Source organism: Sphingomonas sp. YR710, assembly GCF_900101455.1.
Classification (GTDB): Bacteria; Pseudomonadota; Alphaproteobacteria; order Sphingomonadales; family Sphingomonadaceae; genus Rhizorhabdus.
On sequence record NZ_FMZJ01000012.1, the window covers coordinates 88,423 to 106,845 of the forward strand.

General features: G+C 64.1%; 21 protein-coding genes. 12 read left to right on the forward strand and 9 right to left on the reverse strand.

Going from position 1 to position 18,423, the window contains the following annotated elements:
- Nucleotides 1-10: 10 nt before the first annotated feature.
- The 3 genes from BLS13_RS14700 to BLS13_RS14710 form a co-directional block, all read right to left on the reverse strand.
- On the reverse strand, nt 11-793 hold the full coding sequence (locus tag BLS13_RS14700; RefSeq protein ID WP_256325902.1) for a ferritin-like domain-containing protein: 783 nt from the start codon (nt 791-793) through the stop codon (nt 11-13).
- A gap of 151 nt (nt 794-944) precedes the next feature.
- Nucleotides 945-2,060 carry a 3-dehydroquinate synthase gene (gene aroB / locus BLS13_RS14705; protein ID WP_093453245.1) on the reverse strand — a complete coding sequence of 372 codons (1,116 nt, stop codon included), beginning with the start codon at nt 2,058-2,060 and terminating at the stop codon, nt 945-947.
- Entirely contained in the window at nt 2,057-2,596 is a 540-nt protein-coding gene (locus BLS13_RS14710) for a shikimate kinase (RefSeq protein WP_037523962.1), read from the reverse strand. Before BLS13_RS14710 ends, aroB begins: the two co-directional genes overlap by 4 nt.
- A 98-nt stretch (nt 2,597-2,694) precedes the next feature.
- On the opposite strand from BLS13_RS14710, the gene BLS13_RS20755 reads away from it, so the two are divergent.
- The 5 genes from BLS13_RS20755 (at nt 2,695) to BLS13_RS14730 (ending at nt 7,835) form a co-directional block, all read left to right on the forward strand.
- A complete protein-coding gene (locus BLS13_RS20755) occupies nt 2,695-2,832 on the forward strand; it encodes a hypothetical protein (protein WP_176943600.1) in 138 nt (45 codons plus the stop codon).
- Nucleotides 2,813-4,633, forward strand: a complete 1,821-nt coding sequence (locus BLS13_RS14715; protein ID WP_093453248.1) for a hypothetical protein — start codon at nt 2,813-2,815, stop codon at nt 4,631-4,633. The genes BLS13_RS20755 and BLS13_RS14715 overlap by 20 nt, the downstream gene beginning before the upstream one ends.
- 10 nt (nt 4,634-4,643) lie before the next feature.
- Nucleotides 4,644-5,564 carry a tyrosine-type recombinase/integrase gene (locus tag BLS13_RS14720; RefSeq protein WP_093453249.1) on the forward strand — a complete coding sequence of 307 codons (921 nt, stop codon included), beginning with the start codon at nt 4,644-4,646 and terminating at the stop codon, nt 5,562-5,564.
- A gap of 50 nt (nt 5,565-5,614) precedes the next feature.
- On the forward strand, nt 5,615-6,556 hold the full coding sequence (locus BLS13_RS14725; RefSeq protein ID WP_093453251.1) for an acetyl-CoA carboxylase carboxyltransferase subunit alpha: 942 nt from the start codon (nt 5,615-5,617) through the stop codon (nt 6,554-6,556).
- Nucleotides 6,557-6,848: 292 nt separating this feature from the next.
- Nucleotides 6,849-7,835, forward strand: coding sequence for a sensor histidine kinase (locus tag BLS13_RS14730; RefSeq protein WP_176943601.1), 987 nt, complete (start codon nt 6,849-6,851; stop codon nt 7,833-7,835).
- Nucleotides 7,836-7,927: 92 nt separating this feature from the next.
- Here the strand turns inward: BLS13_RS14730 and BLS13_RS14735 are convergent, their stop codons facing one another.
- Together BLS13_RS14735 and BLS13_RS14740 are read right to left on the reverse strand one after the other, a co-directional pair.
- The gene (locus BLS13_RS14735) at nt 7,928-8,095 is read right to left on the reverse strand and encodes a Flp family type IVb pilin (RefSeq protein ID WP_037523752.1); all 168 of its coding nucleotides are present in this window, start codon (nt 8,093-8,095) and stop codon (nt 7,928-7,930) included.
- 128 nt (nt 8,096-8,223) lie between these two features.
- A complete protein-coding gene (locus BLS13_RS14740) occupies nt 8,224-8,406 on the reverse strand; it encodes a Flp family type IVb pilin (protein WP_256325903.1) in 183 nt (60 codons plus the stop codon).
- 80 nt (nt 8,407-8,486) lie between these two features.
- On the opposite strand from BLS13_RS14740, the gene BLS13_RS14745 reads away from it, so the two are divergent.
- Nucleotides 8,487-8,906: a (deoxy)nucleoside triphosphate pyrophosphohydrolase gene (locus BLS13_RS14745; protein WP_093453255.1), complete on the forward strand. Its 420-nt coding sequence runs from the start codon at nt 8,487-8,489 to the stop codon at nt 8,904-8,906.
- A gap of 4 nt (nt 8,907-8,910) precedes the next feature.
- Here BLS13_RS14745 and BLS13_RS14750 read toward each other — a convergent pair whose 3' ends face one another.
- On the reverse strand, nt 8,911-9,819 hold the full coding sequence (locus BLS13_RS14750; protein WP_256325904.1) for a class I SAM-dependent methyltransferase: 909 nt from the start codon (nt 9,817-9,819) through the stop codon (nt 8,911-8,913).
- A gap of 10 nt (nt 9,820-9,829) precedes the next feature.
- Between BLS13_RS14750 and BLS13_RS14755 the strand changes: the two genes are divergently transcribed.
- The 6 genes from BLS13_RS14755 to BLS13_RS14780 all read left to right on the forward strand — a co-directional run bounded on the left by BLS13_RS14755 (nt 9,830) and on the right by BLS13_RS14780 (nt 14,124).
- Nucleotides 9,830-10,564: a ComF family protein gene (locus BLS13_RS14755; protein WP_256325905.1), complete on the forward strand. Its 735-nt coding sequence runs from the start codon at nt 9,830-9,832 to the stop codon at nt 10,562-10,564.
- A gap of 52 nt (nt 10,565-10,616) precedes the next feature.
- Nucleotides 10,617-10,874 carry a glutaredoxin 3 gene (gene grxC, locus BLS13_RS14760; RefSeq protein ID WP_093453258.1) on the forward strand — a complete coding sequence of 86 codons (258 nt, stop codon included), beginning with the start codon at nt 10,617-10,619 and terminating at the stop codon, nt 10,872-10,874.
- Nucleotides 10,874-11,701 carry a carbon-nitrogen hydrolase family protein gene (locus BLS13_RS14765; RefSeq protein ID WP_093453260.1) on the forward strand — a complete coding sequence of 276 codons (828 nt, stop codon included), beginning with the start codon at nt 10,874-10,876 and terminating at the stop codon, nt 11,699-11,701. Before grxC ends, BLS13_RS14765 begins: the two co-directional genes overlap by 1 nt.
- Entirely contained in the window at nt 11,698-12,213 is a 516-nt protein-coding gene (locus BLS13_RS14770) for a DUF1178 family protein (RefSeq protein ID WP_093453261.1), read from the forward strand. Before BLS13_RS14765 ends, BLS13_RS14770 begins: the two co-directional genes overlap by 4 nt.
- A gap of 215 nt (nt 12,214-12,428) precedes the next feature.
- Nucleotides 12,429-13,244: an SDR family oxidoreductase gene (locus BLS13_RS14775; protein ID WP_093453263.1), complete on the forward strand. Its 816-nt coding sequence runs from the start codon at nt 12,429-12,431 to the stop codon at nt 13,242-13,244.
- A gap of 118 nt (nt 13,245-13,362) precedes the next feature.
- Nucleotides 13,363-14,124 (forward strand): enoyl-CoA hydratase/isomerase family protein, encoded by a 762-nt coding sequence (locus tag BLS13_RS14780; RefSeq protein ID WP_176943602.1) that lies wholly within the window; start codon nt 13,363-13,365, stop codon nt 14,122-14,124.
- A gap of 29 nt (nt 14,125-14,153) precedes the next feature.
- Here BLS13_RS14780 and BLS13_RS14785 read toward each other — a convergent pair whose 3' ends face one another.
- The 3 genes from BLS13_RS14785 to BLS13_RS14795 form a co-directional block, all read right to left on the reverse strand.
- Nucleotides 14,154-16,025, reverse strand: coding sequence for an AMP-binding protein (locus tag BLS13_RS14785; protein ID WP_093453266.1), 1,872 nt, complete (start codon nt 16,023-16,025; stop codon nt 14,154-14,156).
- A 9-nt stretch (nt 16,026-16,034) separates the two neighbouring features.
- A complete protein-coding gene (locus tag BLS13_RS14790) occupies nt 16,035-16,562 on the reverse strand; it encodes a GNAT family N-acetyltransferase (RefSeq protein ID WP_093453267.1) in 528 nt (175 codons plus the stop codon).
- Between the two features lie 92 nt (nt 16,563-16,654).
- Nucleotides 16,655-18,403: an MFS transporter gene (locus BLS13_RS14795; protein WP_093453269.1), complete on the reverse strand. Its 1,749-nt coding sequence runs from the start codon at nt 18,401-18,403 to the stop codon at nt 16,655-16,657.
- Nucleotides 18,404-18,423 lie beyond the last annotated feature (20 nt).

Sequence of the window (18,423 nt, forward strand, 5' to 3'; positions counted from 1 at the left end):
CGCATCCAGATCAGACCGTCCGCGCGATGCGGGATGGTTGCGACTCGTTGGCGGCTGCCGCCTCGTCGTCCTGCCAGTTGGTCCGGCGCGACAGGCGCGGGTTGCAATAGAGCAATGGCAGCTTGACCAGCACCAGGCTCAGATGGACCCAGAAGTCCGCCAGTCGTTCGAAAAGTCGAGGCTTTCCGCCATCATGGCATTGCAGCCATGCATCGTAGGGCATCCAGTGCGAGGGTTCATCCTTCTCTATTACCTTGAAGATCTTCGTCAACGGCCGGTCGGCCTTGACCAGCAGGGATTGCAGCAGCGTATCGACCATATGCATGCCGCGAATTTCGGTGATCATGATGATGCGGCACAATTTGTTGAACAGTTCGGGCTGTGCCACCACCGCATCGGTATCGAGATCGTCGATGTGGCAGCCGAACGTCATTCTGATCAGCCGGTCGATGTGACCACAGGTGCGGTCCACTGCATAAGGCATTTCGCCACGCAGTTCGAAATAGCGGCGAAACATCGCATAATGTTTCCGTTCATCGGCACGATGCTTTTCGACCTGCGCGGTGAAGGTCCTATCGTCGGGACAGCGCAGGCGCACCGCCTCGAGAACGCGGTCGAGGCTCCGATAGCCCCGATGTTCGTTATAGATGTAGATCGATGCGAGTATGTCGAGATAGTGGCGACGCATCCTGCCGAGCAAGGTCGGTCGGCCGTTATGGAAGGTCGGACGAGGATAAGCGTCGGACTGTTCGCGGAGCTGGTGGTGAACGGGCGTGTCGAGGGTTTCCAACATCGAACGCTTCCTTTCGCGTCTCTCATGCAGGGCTGAACGTCGCCGCGCCGATATGGTCGCACCTCCCGGTCGAAAGAATTGAAAATGACACGATCGCCCGGTTCGCCACGATCCGGCCCATGGGATGCGTTCGCGGCGCTACAGGCCTTCGTCAGCCGCGTTCCTGGTCCAGAAACCGTTCGACGGTTGTCAGATCGACCTGTTTCTCGAGGAAGGTCTGCCCGATTCCGCGCGCAAGCAGGAACGGCAGGCGGCCGCCTTCCATTTTCTTGTCGTGGAGCATGTGCGCGACGAGTGCCGCGCCGCTTGCATCGACATGGGCGGCTGCCAGTGTTGCCGGCAGTCCTGCCGCTTCGAGATGGGCGGTGACCCGCGCCGCGACGGCGGCATCGCACAGGCCCGCCGCGGCCGAGAAGCGGAAGGCGAGCGCCATGCCCGTGGCGACGGCCTCGCCGTGCAGGAGTCGATCGGAAAAGCCGGTCTCCGCCTCGAGCGCATGGCCGAACGTATGGCCGAGGTTCAGCAGCGCCCGGCGGCCGGTGGTTTCGCGCTCATCCTCGGCGACGATTCGCGCCTTGGCCGCAACGCTGCGCGCAATCGCAAAGCGGCGTGCGCTCGAATCGCCTTCGAGCAAGGCGGGGCCGTTGGCCTCGCACCAGTCGAAAAAGTCGGGATCGTCGATCAGCCCATATTTGACGACCTCGGCATAGCCCGCGCGCACCTCGCGGGGCGATAGCGTGTCGAGCGTCGTCGGATCGATCAGCACATGGACCGGCTGGTAGAAAGCACCGATCAGATTCTTGCCGGCACGCGAATTGATCGCTGTCTTGCCGCCAACCGACGAATCGACCTGCGAAAGCAGGGTCGTCGGGATCTGGACGAAATTGCAGCCGCGCTTGAGCATCGACGCTGCAAAGCCGACGAGATCGCCGATCACGCCGCCGCCCAGCGCAATGACCGTGTCGTTACGCTCGACGCCCTGGTCGAGCAGGAAGTCGGTCACGCGTTCGAGATTGGCCCAGCTCTTGGTGGCCTCGCCGGCGGGCAGGATTTCGATGGTGCTCGCGATGCCGGCGGCATCCAGTGCGGTGCCGAGGCGGCCCGATTGTGTCGCGGCGACATGCGCATCGGTCACGACGATGAAGCGGTTGCGCCGCGCAAAGGGCTTCAGCAATGCGCCGGCCCGATCGAGCGAGCCATCCTCGATGTGGATCGCATAGCTGCGCTCGCCGAGCGCGACGGCGATATCGGTCGCGTCGTCGGTCATTCGGCCAGGGCCTTCAATATGCTGTCGACGGTCGCCTCGTGCGGCAGCGGCTGGCTGCGGACATGAATCGGCGCGAGCGCATAGATTGGGTTGCGGACGGCTGCAAGCTCGGCGAGCACCTCGCGCGGATCGCGGTTCCGGAGCAAGGGCCGGCTGCCGTCGCGTCGGCCGACCCGTTCGGTGAGCACGTCGAGATCGGCGTCGAGCCAGATCGCCCGGGCCTTGCGCAGGATCAGTTCGCGTGTGTCCGGCTGCATGAAGGCGCCGCCGCCGGTGGCGATCACTTTGGGGCGCCCGTCGAGGAGGCGCGCGATCACGCGCCGCTCGCCATCGCGAAATTGCTCTTCGCCGAATCGATCGAATATTTCGGTGATACTGAGTCCCGCCGCGCGCTCGATTTCGCTATCGGCATCGACGAACGGGAGGTGCAGCCGGCCGGCAAGCCGCTTGCCCACGGTTGATTTTCCCGTGCCCATAAGGCCGACGAGCACGAGCGCTTTGTCGATACGGAGATTCGGCGACGGATTTTGCGGCATTTCGTCGAGGGCTATACACATAGGCGCCCCCTCGGGCAAAAGCGGTTCGGTTTCAAGTCGCCGGTTTGGGGCCGGCCAAAGTTTGTCGAAGGAATGAAATGTCGCGGTTCAGCATGATATTCGTCGTCGTCGTCGTGCTCGTCGTGGGAGGGTTGCTGGCGCTCGGTTTCGTCAATACCGAGAAGCAGCCCGTCACGGTCGAAAAGGCGATGTTGAATGACGCGCAGGCCAAGTAAGCCTATATTGGCGGCGCTCGCGGGCGGTGTCGTCGTGATCGGTGCGGCGGCGCTGGCGCCGGTGTTCGCGCAGGGCGCGCCCGAATCGCTGTTGCCGCCGGGATTCGGTCAGCCGGCCCCCGCCAACCGGCCGGTGCCCGCAGCGCAATCGACCGCACCGGCCGCGGGTGCTCCCGTGTCGCTGCTGCCGCCGGCTGCCGGCCCGCAGATGACGCTCGATCCGGCGATCTTCGCGCCGGAGGAGCCGATAGCCGCGCCTGTCGCGGAGGCGATGGAATTGCCCGAATCGGCGCGGCGATCGATTGATATGGTGGGGCCGTTTACGGGATTCGGGCCGCAGACCTTCGGCGATGCCGATGGACAAATGCTGTCTGTCCTGATGCGACGCCTTGATGTGCCGCTGGCATCGCGCTGGGCATCGATCACCCTGCGGCGAGCGTTGCTGTCACGCGTGGCGACGCCGGCGCGGGTCCGGCCGGCCGACTGGATCGCCGAACGCGCCTGGCTGTTGCTGCGCATGGGCGAAGCCGATGGCGCGCGCATGCTCGTGCAGGGTGTCGATGTCGATCATTTCAATTCGAAGCTGTTCGCTGTTGCGGGGCAGACGGCCCTGGCGACGGCCGATGCGGCCGGGCTGTGCCCGCTGGCCGATCCGGCTGCACTTGCCAGCAAGGAGCCTTTATGGCCGCTGGCCAAGGCGGTTTGCGCCGCGCTGTCGGGGGATACGGCGATTGCCGGCGTGTTGATCGATCAGGCCCGCCGTCGCACCCGCGACGCGCGCGGAATCGATATCCAGTTCGCCGAGAAGATGATGGGCGTGAACGGCGCCGGCCAGCGAAGCGTGGCCGTGGATTGGACCGGGGTGAACCAGCTCACATCATGGCGCTTCGGCATGGCGAGTGCTCTCGGCGTGACGATTCCCGCCGACCTGCTGACGACCGCCGGCCCCCAGGTACTGGCGTGGCAGGCGCGCGCACCGATGCTGCCGGCATCCGAGCGGATCGAGGCGGCGATGACGGCGGCGCGGCTCGGCGTTTTTTCGAACGCGGCGCTGGTCGATCTCTATGGAGCGGCCGGCGATGAGAGCGATGATTTCGCCGAGACCAGTCCTGCTGGCAAATTGCGTGCCTGCTATGTCGGCAGTGGTGATCCGGCGCGGGTTTCCGCTATGCGCGCATTGTGGAATGGCGACAGTGCCAAGCCCGATGAACCGCATGATCGCTACGCCGCGTTCGTGCTGACCGCGCGGGCGGCGGCCCGGATCGCGCCATCGCAGGACGATGCAGGCGATGTGGCGGGTCTGGTCGGCGCAATGATGTCGGCGGGGCTTGATCGACGCGCCGATCGCTGGGCGTCGGTCGTATCGGCCATGTCCGCGGAGAAGGGCGATCCGGCCTGGGCCATTCTCGCCACGGGTTCGGAACGGCCGCGGGTCGATCTCAGCACGGCGCGAGTCGCCGGCTATGTCGATCGGGCGAATGACAGCGATCCGCATAAGGCGCGCATGCTGATCGCGGCGCTGGCCGGGCTCGGGAGGCTGGGCGGCGCCGACGCGGTCAAGCTGGCGGCGGACAACGGGATCACCTTCGATGTCCGTTCGAACTGGGCGCGGATTCTGATGCGCGCGGCGTCACGCGGACAGCCCGGGACGGTTGCGCTGCTGGTCGCGGCGGGCATGCAGAAGGGGGACTGGCGGAGCGTGTCGCCGGGCATGTTCTATACGATGATCCACGCGCTGCGCGCCGTGGGGCTGGACGGCGAGGCGCGCATGATCGCCGCCGAAGCGATGACCCGATTGTGATCGCCTGAATATGCAGATCAGCGACCGCGAGGCCATCCGCCAGTTCCTGGAGGTGCTCGCGGTCGAGGATGGCGCAGCGCGCAACACCTTGCTGGCTTATGGTTCGGATCTTCGCGCGGCATCCGAATTGCTGGATGGCTGCCTGATATCGGCAGGAGAAGCTGGCCTCCAGCGTCTCGGCGCCGAATGGATGGCGCTGTCGCGCACCAGTGTCGCGCGCAAATCATCGGTATTGCGGCGCTTCTTTGCCTTTCTGGAGGCCGAGGGCCTGCGTGCCGACGATCCTTCGGATGCCTTGCCGCGGCCGACGACGCAGCGCGCCCTGCCACGAACCTTGGGGCATGGCGATATCGCGAAGCTGTTCGTTGCGCTGGACGAACGGCTGCGTGATCGTGGCGATTCGCTGACCTTGCGGTTGATCGCGCTCGTCGAACTGCTCTACGGATCGGGATTGCGGGCGACCGAGCTTGTATCGCTGCCGCGGCATGCGTTGCGTGGCGACCAGCCGTTCCTCATCCTGCGCGGCAAAGGCGGGCGCGAGCGACTCGTGCCGATTTCCGATCGCGCGCGGGCGGCGGTCGCGGAATGGGCGCGGCACGTGCCGGCCGACCAGGTGTTTCTGTTTCCATCGGGCAAGAGCCATCTCAGCCGGGTGCGGTTGTTCCAGCTGCTGCGTGAACTGGCGGCGGAGGCGGGAATCGCGCCGCAGCGGATCAGCCCGCACGTCCTGCGCCATGCGTTTGCGACCCATCTGCTCGAAGGCGGGGCCGATCTGCGCGCCCTGCAGACGATGCTGGGTCATGCCGATATCGCGACCACGCAGATCTACACCCACGTCAACAGCGCGCACCTTGTCGAACTGGTCAACAGCCGCCATCCGCTCATGGACGGGGCCGGTGGGCGTAAGCCGGTGCCCGAAACGCAGGGGTGATGGAAGGCCGCTTTATTGACGGACGCGTCACACCCGCCTAACCGATGCCGATGGTCGCATATCTGGAATTCGAAAAGCCGATTGCGGAGCTTCAGGCCCGTATCGGAGAGCTTCGCGAAACCGCCGATGCCGGTTCGCTGGATATTGAGGGGGAGGTTTCGAAACTCGAAGCCAAATCCGAAAAGCTGCTCCGCGAAACCTATGCGAAGTTGACGCCCTGGCAGAAGACCCAGGTCGCCCGCCATGCCGAACGACCGCATCTCAAGGATTATATCGCGGGCTTCATCACCGATTTCATGCCGCTGGCCGGCGATCGCGCTTTTGGCGACGACCAGGCGATCATGGGCGGGCTCGGGCGGCTCGGCGGCCGCCGCGTGGTCGTGATTGGCCATGAAAAGGGCAACGACACGGCGAGCCGCATCCGCCACAATTTCGGCATGGCCAAGCCCGAGGGCTATCGGAAGGCGATCCGGCTGATGCAGCTCGCCGACCGCTTCGGCTTGCCGGTCGTCAGCCTGATCGATACGTCGGGTGCCTTTCCCGGCATTCAGGCGGAAGAACGCGGTCAGGCCGAGGCGATCGCCCGATCGACCGAGCAATGCCTTGCGCTCGGCGTGCCGATGATCGCCGCGATCGTCGGCGAAGGCGGTTCGGGCGGCGCGATCGCGATCGCGGCGGCGAACAGCGTGTTGATGTTCGAACATGCCGTCTATTCTGTCATTTCGCCCGAAGGCTGCGCTTCGATCCTCTGGCGCACCGGTGAAAAGGCTGCCGACGCGGCCGAGGCGATGAAGATTACCGCGTCCGATCTGCTCAAGCTCGGTGTCATCGATCGAATCGTTCCCGAACCGCTGGGTGGTGCCCATCGTGAACCGAAAGTTGCGATCGCGACGTTGGGAACGGCTATTGGCGAAGAGCTGGACAAATTGAGCAGGTTGAAGCCGGCGAAGGTGCGTGAAGCGCGGCGCGATAAATATCTGGCGATAGGCTGAGACGCGATCGTCAACGTCGTCGGAACGATGATCTCACGAGCGGTGCGCGAATTACATCTGCGCAGGCCATCCTATACGTTGTGGCGCCTTTCGACGATTTCCTGCGGAATATGAGCATGCAGGGATGCGAAATTTCTGTGCTATGGCGTACTGTCCGTCCCTCAGGTGAAGTCAGCCTCAGGCATGGCCCGTAAACCGGGAACGGCTTTCATTGCGCGAGTCTCCGGTCGCTGAGGGCCTTTTCATGTTGACCCAGTCGCCCGTTCTTGTGCCCCGGGCAGATCGCCTGGCGATGGCAGTGATTGCCGCATCCGTCACACCCCTGCTCCTGCTCGATGATGCTCTTGTCATCATCGCGGCAAGCCGGTCATTTGGATCGGCCTTCGATTTCGATGTGGAAGGCATACGGGGCAAGCCCTTGGGAGCGCTGGGATCGGATGCGTGGGGCGCCGACCATCTTCGGCTGATGCTGACAGCTGTGCAGGTGGGCGGGGATCCGCTCAGGAATCACGAAATAAGCCTGACCCCTCGGGGAAAACCGACCCAGCGGCTGAGGCTAGACGCCGAACTGCTGAGTGATGTCGGGCAGAAGGGCGACGACCTGATCCTGCTCACGATTACCGATCTCACCGGCATACGTGCGCAGGAGACGGAGGAAAAAATATCGCATCAGGACAAGGATGTTCAGCTTCAGGAACTGCAGCATCGGATTGCCAACAGTTTGCAGGTCATCGCAAGCATGCTGATGCAGGGTGCGCGTCGGACCACATCTGCAGAGGCGCGCTGCCAGATCGAGGAGGCGCATCATCGCGTGCTGGCGGTCGCCGCGGTGCAGAACCACCTGGCAATGGCTCGGACAGGCAATGTCAGGTTGCGGGCCTACCTGACGACGTTGTGCCGGAATATCACCGCATCGATGATCGCCGATCCGGCGCAATTGTCGCTGGAAGTACAGGTGGATGAGAGCATCGCAGACGCCGATGACGCGATGAGCATCGGCCTGATTGCGACGGAACTCGTTATCAATGCTCTGAAACACGCCTTTCCGGATCACCATCCCGGCAAGATCACGTTGAGCTATCGGACGACAGCCGGCGGCTGGACGCTGATGGTTTCCGATAACGGCGTCGGGATGAACGGAGCTGCCATGCGGGCCGTCGCTCCCCTGGCGCCGCCCGGGCTTGGCACCGTGATTGTCGAGGCGCTGGCGCGAAAGCTGGGCGCGCATGTGATGATCGCATTCGGCGGCCCGGGGACCACCGTGTCGATCAGTCGCTGAGCCGATGGCTGGGACGGGCCGTGCGGGGGTACAAAGGCGGCGGACCGAATCCGCCGCCTTCGCTTAGCCGGCCGTCAGCGTATCAAGCTGGATCAGCTGGCCTTCATATTGGTGGTGACGTTGTTGAACGTCTTCTGGAGCTGATTGCCGAGGCTCGTCATGGCGGTAATCGCGGCAACCGCGATGAGGGCGGCGATCAAGCCATATTCAATGGCCGTCGCGCCCCGATTGTTCTTCAACAGCTTCGCAACAAACTTCATGGATTTTCTCCGTGTCCCTGCTTCGGGTGTTCCGGCCCGGCTGGCCCGCAAACAGCCAACGCCTGAACTATATGGGGCCAGTCCCTTTCAAACCGTTAATTTGCTCAAAGATTTTCGGCCCTGGAAGGTTAGATTTCGGCCACGCGGATAGCGATGTCGGTCCACATGCCGACGACCGTGTCCGCCATTGTCGCGAGCGCACCAAGCGAAGCCAGCGTGATGAGGGCCAGCACCAGGCCATATTCGACGGCCGTTGCGCCACGATCGTCGCGCCACAGTGCCGTTACATGACGAGACAGTCCAATCGTCACCGACATTATCCCCGATATTCGCATTTTCGGAATATTGGCCGTAGAGGGTTCCGGTTAAGAATGCGTGAGGATGCGTACAGATGACCCAAGCGGGCACGGCTTTTGCTCCCCTGATCGTGGTTGCCGCCGCGTTGATCGATGCCGATGGCCGTGTATTGGTGCAGCAGCGCCCGGCGGACAAGTCGATGGCCGGATTATGGGAATTTCCGGGGGGCAAGATCGAGCCCGATGAATCGCCGGAGGCGGCTCTGGTCCGTGAATTGCAGGAGGAACTGGGGATCGAGACACAGACATCCTGCCTTGCCCCGGCCGGCTTTGCGAGCGAACCGCTAGGCGAACAGCATCTGCTTCTGCTTCTCTATATCTGCCGGAAGTGGCGGGGCATTCCACAGGCGCTCGAAGCGTCGGCGATCCGCTGGATCCGCCCGATTGGCCTACACGATCTGCCGATGCCGCCCGCCGACAAGCCACTGATCGGCTTGCTCGACGCGCTGATTTGAGCGTTCAGGCGGGCTTCACCCGCAGCGCATCGACCATCGAGGCAGTGGCGCTGCCGCGCCGCGCCGGTTTGGGCTGGGTGGGATCGGGTGCCCAGCCTGTCAGATAGATTAGGTCGAACGTCTCGCGAATGCGGCCTTCCGGTCCTGCGTCCCCGGCGAATCGCTCGAACAACGCTGTCAGCCAGGCGCGGCCGACGCCGGACCGGCTGCGGGCCTGCAGCATGTTGATCTGCGCCATCCCGCGCAGATCTCCGATCAGCCGCATCGGATCGCCATAGCCGACATCGAGCCGTTCGCTGTCCGCGACCTGCAGCGCGAACCCCGCGCGCGACAGCAGATCGCCGGCCGATCGCACGTCGATCTGCGGATGAATACGGGGTGAGGCGCCGCCGAAGGTCGCCATGTCGGCCGCCATCGCCGCCGATCGCAACCAGCCGAGGCTGCCGGCGCCGATAAACGCACCGAGAAACAGCCCATCCGGGCGCAATATGCGGCGGATCAGCGTCAGTGCGCCCGGCAGATCGTTGACGCTGTCGAGAACCCCGACCGAGATGATCAGATCGAAGCTCGCATCGGCGAACGGCAGCCGATCCTCATCGCATTGTACGCCGCCGCACATCGCGGCGAAGGCGTGCCCTGCATCGGCGCTGACGATCGAGCGACCCGGCGCCGCGAAGCGCCGGCCAACCCGTCCGTCATGGCAGCCGAGGATCAAAGCAGACCGGAATTCGCGCTGCACCGCCTCCAGCCGCTCGGCGAGTTCGTCGGCCATATGATCGATCAGAAAGGCATGATCGCCGAAGTCGCGCGCGGCGCGGTCGCGGCGCAGGCGGCGCAGCGCGCGATCGAAAATTTCGGAGCCATCCATCGCCGGGCTTGTGCCGACACAGCGGCCGGGTGACAAGTCCGGCATGGGCGGGGTGATGCAGACTGTACGGCGTCTGGGCGATCGGGTGGTGCGCTTTGCGCTGCCGCCGCGCTGCCCGGGCTGCGGCGTCGTCACGCTTAGCGATCATGATTTCTGCCTCGCCTGCTGGTCGGCGCTCGATTTTCTCGATGATCCGCAATGCGCCTTGTGCGGCGATCCGTTCGAGATCGATCCAGGGCGGGGCGCCCTGTGCGGCGCCTGTCATGCCGATCCGCCAGCGATTGAGGGGATGCGCGCGGCGGTCAGCTATGGCCCGATTGCCCGGCGGATCGCGCTCAGGCTCAAATATGGCCGGCGGCCCGGCTTTGCCGAGACGATGGCGCGGCATATGCGTCGTCATCTGCCCGATCCGTCCGTGGCGTTGCTGGTTCCGGTGCCGCTGCACCGCTGGCGGATCTGGCGGCGGGGCTACAATCAGGCTGCTTTGGTGGCACGCGCGCTGGCGCAATCGACCGGCGCACCGATCGCGATCGATCTGCTATGGCGACGCAAGGCCACGCCGATCTTGCGCGCGATGGGGCCGGCGGCGCGGCGCAAGGCGGTGCAGGGCGTGTTCGCGCTGCGGCCCGATGCCGATGTCAAAGGCAAGGCGATCATACTGATCGATGACGTTTATACGACTGGCGCTACCGTCAATGCCTGTGCGCGGGTGCTGAAACGGGCGGGGGCCGCGCGCGTGTCCGTCCTGTGCTGGGCGCGTGTCGTGCGCGACGATGCCGTGATCCGTTGACTTTCCGCGCCGCGCACCACAATTCGGATGCGTCAGCAGGATAAGAGAGATCATGGCGAAGGTCGAAATCTACACGAAGGCATTCTGCCCCTATTGCAGCCGGGCCAAGGCATTGCTGGGCCAGAAGGGGGTAACCTTCGAGGAATATGATATCAGCATGGGCGGCCCGAAGCGCACCGAGATGCTGTCGCGCGCCAATGGCGGATCGACCGTGCCGCAGATTTTCATCGACGATCATCATGTCGGCGGTTCGGATGATCTGGCCGCGCTCGAACGGGCGGGCAAGCTGGACGCCTTGCTGGCCGGCTGATGCAGATCGCTATCCATCAAAGCTGCACCGGTATCGATCCGGCCGCCAATGCCCATGCGATCCTCGATGCGATCGCGCAAGCGAAGGCCGGCGGTGCGGACATGCTGTTCACGCCCGAAATGTGCGGGCTGATGGATCGCGATCGCAAGCGGGCGGCGCCGAACCTCTATGACGAAGCCGATGATCCGGTGCTCGACGCGGTGCGGACCGCCGCCGCCGATGCCGGCATCTGGGTGCATCTGGGATCGCTGGCGGTGAAGGGCGGCGCTGACGGGCGGCTGCTCAACCGCGGCTTCCTGATCGATACGACCGGCGTGATCCGCGCGCGTTACGACAAGATCCACCTGTTCGACGTCGATCTGCCGACCGGCGAGAGCTGGCGCGAGAGCGCGGCTTATGCGCCGGGCACTGAGTCGGTGGTTGCGCAGACGCCGTTCGGCGAGATCGGCATGAGCATTTGTTACGACATGCGCTTTCCCGATCTGTACCGCGCGATGAGCAACGCGGGCGCGAAGATCCTGTCGGTGCCGGCGGCGTTCACCGTGCCGACCGGCAAGGCGCACTGGCATGTGCTGCTGCGTGCGCGCGCGATCGAGGCGGGTGCCTTTGTCGTGGCCGCCGCGCAGAGCGGAACGCATGCGGATGGACGGTCGACCTATGGCCATTCGCTGGTGATCGATCCGTGGGGCGAGATATTGCTCGACATGGGCGATCAGATCGGTGTCGGTTTTGCCAGCATCGATATGGCGCGGGTGGCCGAAGTCCGGGCGCGCGTGCCGGCGCTTTCGCATCGCCGGCCGATCGATACCGTGACCGTCGTCGCATGATCGTCTTCGATCTTGCCTGCCGCGAGGCCGGTCATGTCTTCGAGATCTGGTTCGGATCGAGTGACGATTATGAATCGCAGAAGAAGCGCGGCCTGATCGCCTGTCCCTATTGCGGCTCCACCGATGTCGACAAGGCCGTGATGGCGCCGCGCATCACGGCCAAGAGCAACCAGCGCAGCGAGGTCATCCGCGCGCCGCTCGAAAGTCCGCCGCCGGTCGTCGGCCCTTCGCCGTCGGGTGCGGTCGTGCCGATGGCATCGGCATCGCCGTCTCCCGAAGCGTTCAAGGCGATGGTGCAGGCGCTGGCCGAGGTGCAGGCGAAGATGCTCAAAGGCTCCGAATTCGTGGGCCGGCGTTTTGCCGACGAGGCACGGTCGATGCATCTCGGTGAACAGGATAGCCGCCCGATTCATGGTCAGGCGACGATCGAGGAGGCACAGGCGCTGATCGAGGAAGGCATTCAAGTCGCTCCGCTGCCATTGCCCGTTCGGCCGCCGGGCCAGGATAATTGAACGGGTTGGTTGCCCCCGGCAGCAAGGCCATCGCATTTTCGAATGGGGTGCCTCGCTTGTCGAATGGGTTCAGATCGTTAACGACCACGAAGTGGTCAGTCGAAGGTTCTTCAACGCTGTATCCATGATCAAGGTCGATGGAGTAGGGACCCTTTGATCACCCAAGTTTCGCCGGAATCGGCATCGCTTTTGACCTCATAACAACGGAGTAATTTATGACCAACGTAGTGATCGGCGCCGCATCCGGAATGGGCGCGGTGACGGCCAGGAAGCTGGCCTCGCGCGGGCGGCTGATTGTCGCCGACTACAATCTTGAAGGCGTGCAGAAGATCGCGGCCGAGATCGGCGGCGACGTCATCGCCATGGAATGTGACATGACCAACCAGGCGCAGGTCGATAAGCTGATGGCGGCGGTGGACAATCTCGAGGCGCTGGTGATTACCGCCGGGGTGCCCGGTGTGCAGAACACCGACCAGCGCATTCTGGAAGTCAATGTCGTTGGTGTAGAGCGCGTGTTCCGCGCAGCCGAGCCGTTGCTGAACGCGAAGACGGTCGGCATCGCGGTCTCCTCGCAGTCGGGCTACATGCTTCCCGAGGCGCCGGAGCTGTTCAAGGTGCTCGAGGAGCCGCTGGCGCCGGATTTCATCGAAAAGGTCAGCCAGTTCATCGATTTCGGCGGTGGCCGGGCCTATCAGCTCTCGAAGCGCGCGGTTCATAATATGGTTCGCCGGCTTTCGTTCAAGTGGGGCGCCAAGGGCGCGCGAATCCTTTCGGTGTCGCCGGGGATCAACGACACCCCGATGAACCGGGCCGAAGAGGCAAAGAACGCGGTCATGCTCGAAATGGTCAAGGCCTGCCCGCTGCAGCGCCGCGGCACGCCGGAAGAGATCGCCAACGTCATCGCCTTCCTCACTTCGCCGGAAGCCTCGGCCATGACCGGTAGCGACGTTCTGGTCGATTGCGGCATGCGCAACATCCTGCCGACCAACAATTGGGACGGCAAGATCAAGGTGCCCCAAAAGGCGGCGTGAGGCGCGAGCCGCGCCGGAGCTAGGTCCGCGAACCACAGGCTGTCAGGCAAAAGCCTGGCGATATTTGCCTGTTCAGTTCGCGGCCAGCCAAGGCGGACTGCCCGGAAGGAGACACGGCTTGAGCACGAAGGACGAGGGCGGCCTTTCGTCGCCTGTGGTGATCGAGCGGCGCGGGGCGATCGCGATCGTTTCGCTCGATCGCCCGGCCCAGCGCAATGCGATGTCCGCCGCGTTGGTTAGCGATCTGATCGAAGCGCTCGATCACCTCGAGCACGACAGCGAGATTGGCGCCATCGTGCTCAAGGGGGCCGGCCGTGGCTTTTGCGCCGGCAGCGACCTGGGCATGCTCGCGGCGATGGATGCAACGCAACGGATGCGCTTCGAGGCTGATTCGGGCCGCCTCGCGCGTGCGATCGGCCATTGCCGTTGCCCGGTGGTGGCTGCCGTTCATGGCTTCGCCATCGGCGGCGGGCTCACGCTGGCCGCGGCCTGCGACGTGGTGGTGACTACGCCGGATGCGAAATGGAGCCTGCCCGAGGTGCCGATCGGACTTTTCCCGGCCTGGGGCCTCGGCGCCGTGATCGCGCGGACCGGGATGCCCGCGGCGCGGCGCATCTGTTGGGGCGTCGACACTCTTTCCGGCCAGGCGGCGCACGATATCGGCCTCGCGGATATGATCGCAGTGCATGCCGAGGCCGATGCTCTGGCCCATGCGGAGCAGCTCGCTGCTCTTCCCCGGGCGCACGCCGGCATGGTGAAGCGCTACTTTGCCAGCCTGGTCGCCGATGAACAGGCCGATGCCGCCGCCAACCGCCTGTTCCACGAAGCGACCTTGTCGCCCGAAGCGCTCGCCAGCTTCGCGAAGTTCGGCGGGCGTTAAAACTACGGCCGAGCCATCACCTTCAGGCCTCAGACTGCGCAGCGTTCGGCGAATAGGGGCCGGAAATCGTCGAGCACTGCCGGATCCTCGATGGTCGGCGGTGTCGGGCAGGTCTCGCCATTTGCCAGCTTGCGCAATACCGCGCGCAGGATCTTGCCCGAGCGCGTCTTGGGCAATGCGCGAACGATGTGGACCTGCCTGAGCGCCGCGACCGCGCCCAGCTCGGCACGAACGCGTGCGACAATCCTGGCCTCAAGACCCTCGACGTCATAGCCCGTCTTGGCCACCGCAAATCCGATCGGGACCATTCCCTTCAGCGAATCGTCGGCGCCGATCACGGCACATTCCGCCACTTCGGGCTGGGACGCGATGATCTGCTCCATCTGGCCGGTCGAGAGCCGGTGGCCGGCAACGTTGATGATGTCGTCGGTCCGGCCCATGATGTTGATGAACCCGTCCGGATCGATGTGTCCGGCGTCCCCCGTCTCATAATATCCCTCGAACGCTTCGAAGGATTTTGCATAGCCTGCCGGATTGTTCCACAGGCTGCGGAAGCAGCCCGGCGGAAGCGGCAGGCGAATGGTGACACTGCCGGTCGCTCCGCGGACGACGGGCAGGCCATCGTCGTCGAGTATCGCAAAGTCATAGCCCGGCAGCGGCAGGCCGGCGCTGCCGCGGCGTCGGCGCGTATCGCCGAGGCCAAGGCAGGTTCCGGTCGCGGGCCAGCCGAGCTCGGTCTGCCACCAATTGTCGATCACGGGCACCCCCAGCATCGACTCCGCCCAGCCGAGCGTGTCGGGATCCGCGCGCTCACCGGCCAGGAACACCGCCCGCAATCCACCGATGCCCAGCTGCTTCGCGAAGCTGGCTTCGGGATCCTCCTTGCGGATCGCGCGCAGGGCGGTCGGCGCGGTGAAGAATATGTCGACCTTGTGCCGGACAATCGTGCGCCAGAAGGTGCCAGCGTCGGGCGTACCTACGGGCTTGCCCTCGAACAGCACCGTCGTCGCGCCTGCCAGCAGCGGGCCATAAACGATGAAGCTGTGTCCGACGACCCAGCCGACATCGGATGCCGCCCAAAATGTCTCGCCGGGGCCAACGCCGTAAAAGTGCTGCATGCACCAGGCGAGTGCCACGGCATGGCCGCCATTTTCCCGGACGACCCCCTTTGGCGTGCCGGTCGTACCCGACGTGTACAGGATATAGAGCGGATCGCCGGCCGCCACGGCGATGCAGGGGGCATCAATCGCCTCGGCAACTTGTACCGTCCAATCGAGATAGCATGTCGCGTCGAGGTCTGCCGGATGTGCGTCGCGTTGAAGCAGTACCACATGCTCGACCTGATGCTGCGAGAGCGCCAGCGCTTCGTCGATGAGCGGCTTGTAGCGAATGATCTTTTGGCTCTCGATGCCGCATGACGCCGTCAACAGCAGCTTTGGTGCTGCGTCGTCGATGCGCTTCGCGAGTTCCGGCGCGGCGAAGCCGCCGAACACTACTGAATGCACGGCACCGATGCGCGCGCAGGCGAGCATCGCGAACACCGCTTCGGGAACCATCGGCATGTAGATGACGACCCGATCGCCTTTCCCGACGCCGAGTGCCGCGAGCATGCCTGCGGTTCTGCCGACATGGTCGAGAAGCTCGCTATAGGTGAGGCATCGCACGTTGCCGGTGACGGGGCTGTCATAGATCAGCGCCAGCTGGTCTCCGCGACCCGCCAGGACATGGCGATCGACCGCGTTGAAGCAGGTGTTGAGCTGCCCGCCCGCGAACCAGCCGTCGTCTCGATCATAGATGCGGCGCGGCTTTACGACCCAGTCGATGGCGGCCGCGGCGTCGGACCAGAAAATCTCGGGGTTGGCGAGGCTGTCCCGCCATGCGGTGGCATAGGCTTCGCTCATTGCGCAATCCTACCGGAAGGTCTTGGAGAGGATCACGAGGGTCGGATCATCCTCGACCGGCTGGGGTTCGAAGCCCTTTTCCCGTTCGAGTTCGATCGCGGCATGATTGTCGCGACTCTCGATCGAAATCACCCGGCGGACGCCGCGCTTCCTGGCTTCTTCCGCCAGAAGATCGAGCAGCGCCCACCCGACCCCTTTGCCGCGATAATCGGCGCGGACCGAAATCGCGACCTCTGCGGTATCCGATGCGCGGTCGCTCGCCAGCAGGCCCGAAGCGACGAGCTGCCCCGTAAGATCTTCGAAGGCGAGGAAGCTTTCGACCTGAAGATGATCCACCTTGACCAGCGGTTCGAGCTGCTCATGGCTCAGGTGAGCGGCGGCGGTGAAGAAGCGAAAGCGCCGATCCTCGTCGCTGACCTTGTCAAAGAATCGGCCCAATTCCGGTTCGTCGTCGGGCGTTGCCGGACGCACATTGAGCCGCACGGATTCGCGTGTGAGAAGCGAAACCGGCGCGTTGGCGGATGCAATGGCGTTCATGGTCGAGTGTCCTGTCTTCGATTTCGGCCTGTATTGGGCCGGAAAAAGCGGGCGCGCGTTGATCGATCGCAACGCGCGCCCGTTCGCTTCGATCAGCCGTCGATTTCCCGCTTGTAGGTTTCAGGCAGGAAGATCAGCCCGAACACCAATGTGGCTGCGGCGACGGCGACCGGATACCAGAAGCCGTAATAGATATTCCCGTTCGCCGCGACCATGGCGAAGCCGATCGCCGGCAGCAGCCCACCCAGCCAGCCGTTGCCGATATGATAAGGCAGCGACATCGAGGTATAGCGGATGCGGCTCGGGAATAGCTCGACCAGCATCGCCGCGATCGGGCCGTAAACCATCGTCACCAGCAGCACGAGATAGAACAGCAACGCGATCACCATCGGGGTATTGATCGCCTTGGGATCGGCCTTGGCGGGATAACCGACCTTCGACAGCTCACCGATTACCGCCACTTTTGCCTCTACGGCGGGCTTGCCGGCTTCGGCAGGCTTCGCCGCGACGGCGGGCGCGCCGACGACCCGGGCCGTGAATGCAGCGATCGCCTTTTTCTTTTCGTCGCCTTTCAGCGTCGCCGGATCTGGCGCCGTGATGGTCGTGGTCCCGATCGTGATTGCCGCGAGAGCGCCTGATGTAGCGGCGACGTTGCGATAGTTGACGCCCGCCTTGGCCAGCGCGTTCTTGACGATGTCGCAACTGGTTGTGTCGAACTTGTTCTGGCCCACCGGATCGAATTGCGACGAGCACTCGGCAGGGTTGGCGATCAGAGTGACCGGTGCGGTGGCCTGAGCCCTGGCAAGCGCGGGATTCGCGGCCTCGGTCAGCGCGTGGAACACCGGGAACAACGTGACCGCAGCCAGCGCGCACCCGCCCAGAATGATCGGCTTGCGGCCAATCTTGTCGGACAACCAGCCGAAGAAGAGGAAGAAGGGGGTCGCCAGCAGAAGCGCCGTGATCACGAGCGTGTTCGCCGTCAGCCCTTCGACCTTGAGCATTTTTTCGAGAAAATACATCGCGTAGAGCTGACCGGTGTACCAGATGACAGCCTGACCGGCGATCGCGCCGAAGAAGGCGATAAGCACGATCTTCATGTTCTTCCACTGCCCGAATGCTTCGGTGAGCGGTGCTTTCGATCCCGTCCCCTCATCCTTCATTTTCTTGAAGACCGGCGACTCATGGAGCTTCAGGCGTAGCCACAGCCCGACAGCGAGGAAGCCGCCGGAGAGCAGATAGGGGATCCGCCAGCCCCATTCCCGGAACGCTTCCTCGCCGATCCCCACCGTCGGCGAACGAACGACGATGACGATCAGCAGCGCCATTGCCAGGCCCGCCGTCGCCGTGATCTGAATCCAGCTGGTGTACAGGCCGCGCTTCCCGTTTGGCGCGTGTTCCGCGACATAGGTAGCAGCACCGCCATATTCGCCGCCAAGCGCGAGGCCCTGAAACATCCGCAACACGACAAGCATGATCGGGGCGGCGACGCCTGCGGTTTTATACGTGGGCAGGCAGCCCACCAGGAACGTCGAAAGCCCCATCACGAGCAGCGTGATGATGAACGTGTAGCGGCGGCCGAACAGGTCGCCGATGCGGCCGAAGAAGAGCGCGCCGAACGGACGCACGATGAAGCCTGCGGCAAATACCAGCAACGCCATGATGAACGAGGTGGTCTGGTTCAATCCGGTCAGGAACTGGGCGGCGATGATGGTCGTCAGCAAGCCGTACAGATAGAAATCATACCATTCGAACACCGTGCCGAGCGAACTGGCGGTGATAATCAGTTTCTCACTGTGCGTTGCCACATGATGTTTGGGCAAGGCATCGTCCGTCGTTGCCATCGCATTCTCTCCCTTGTTGC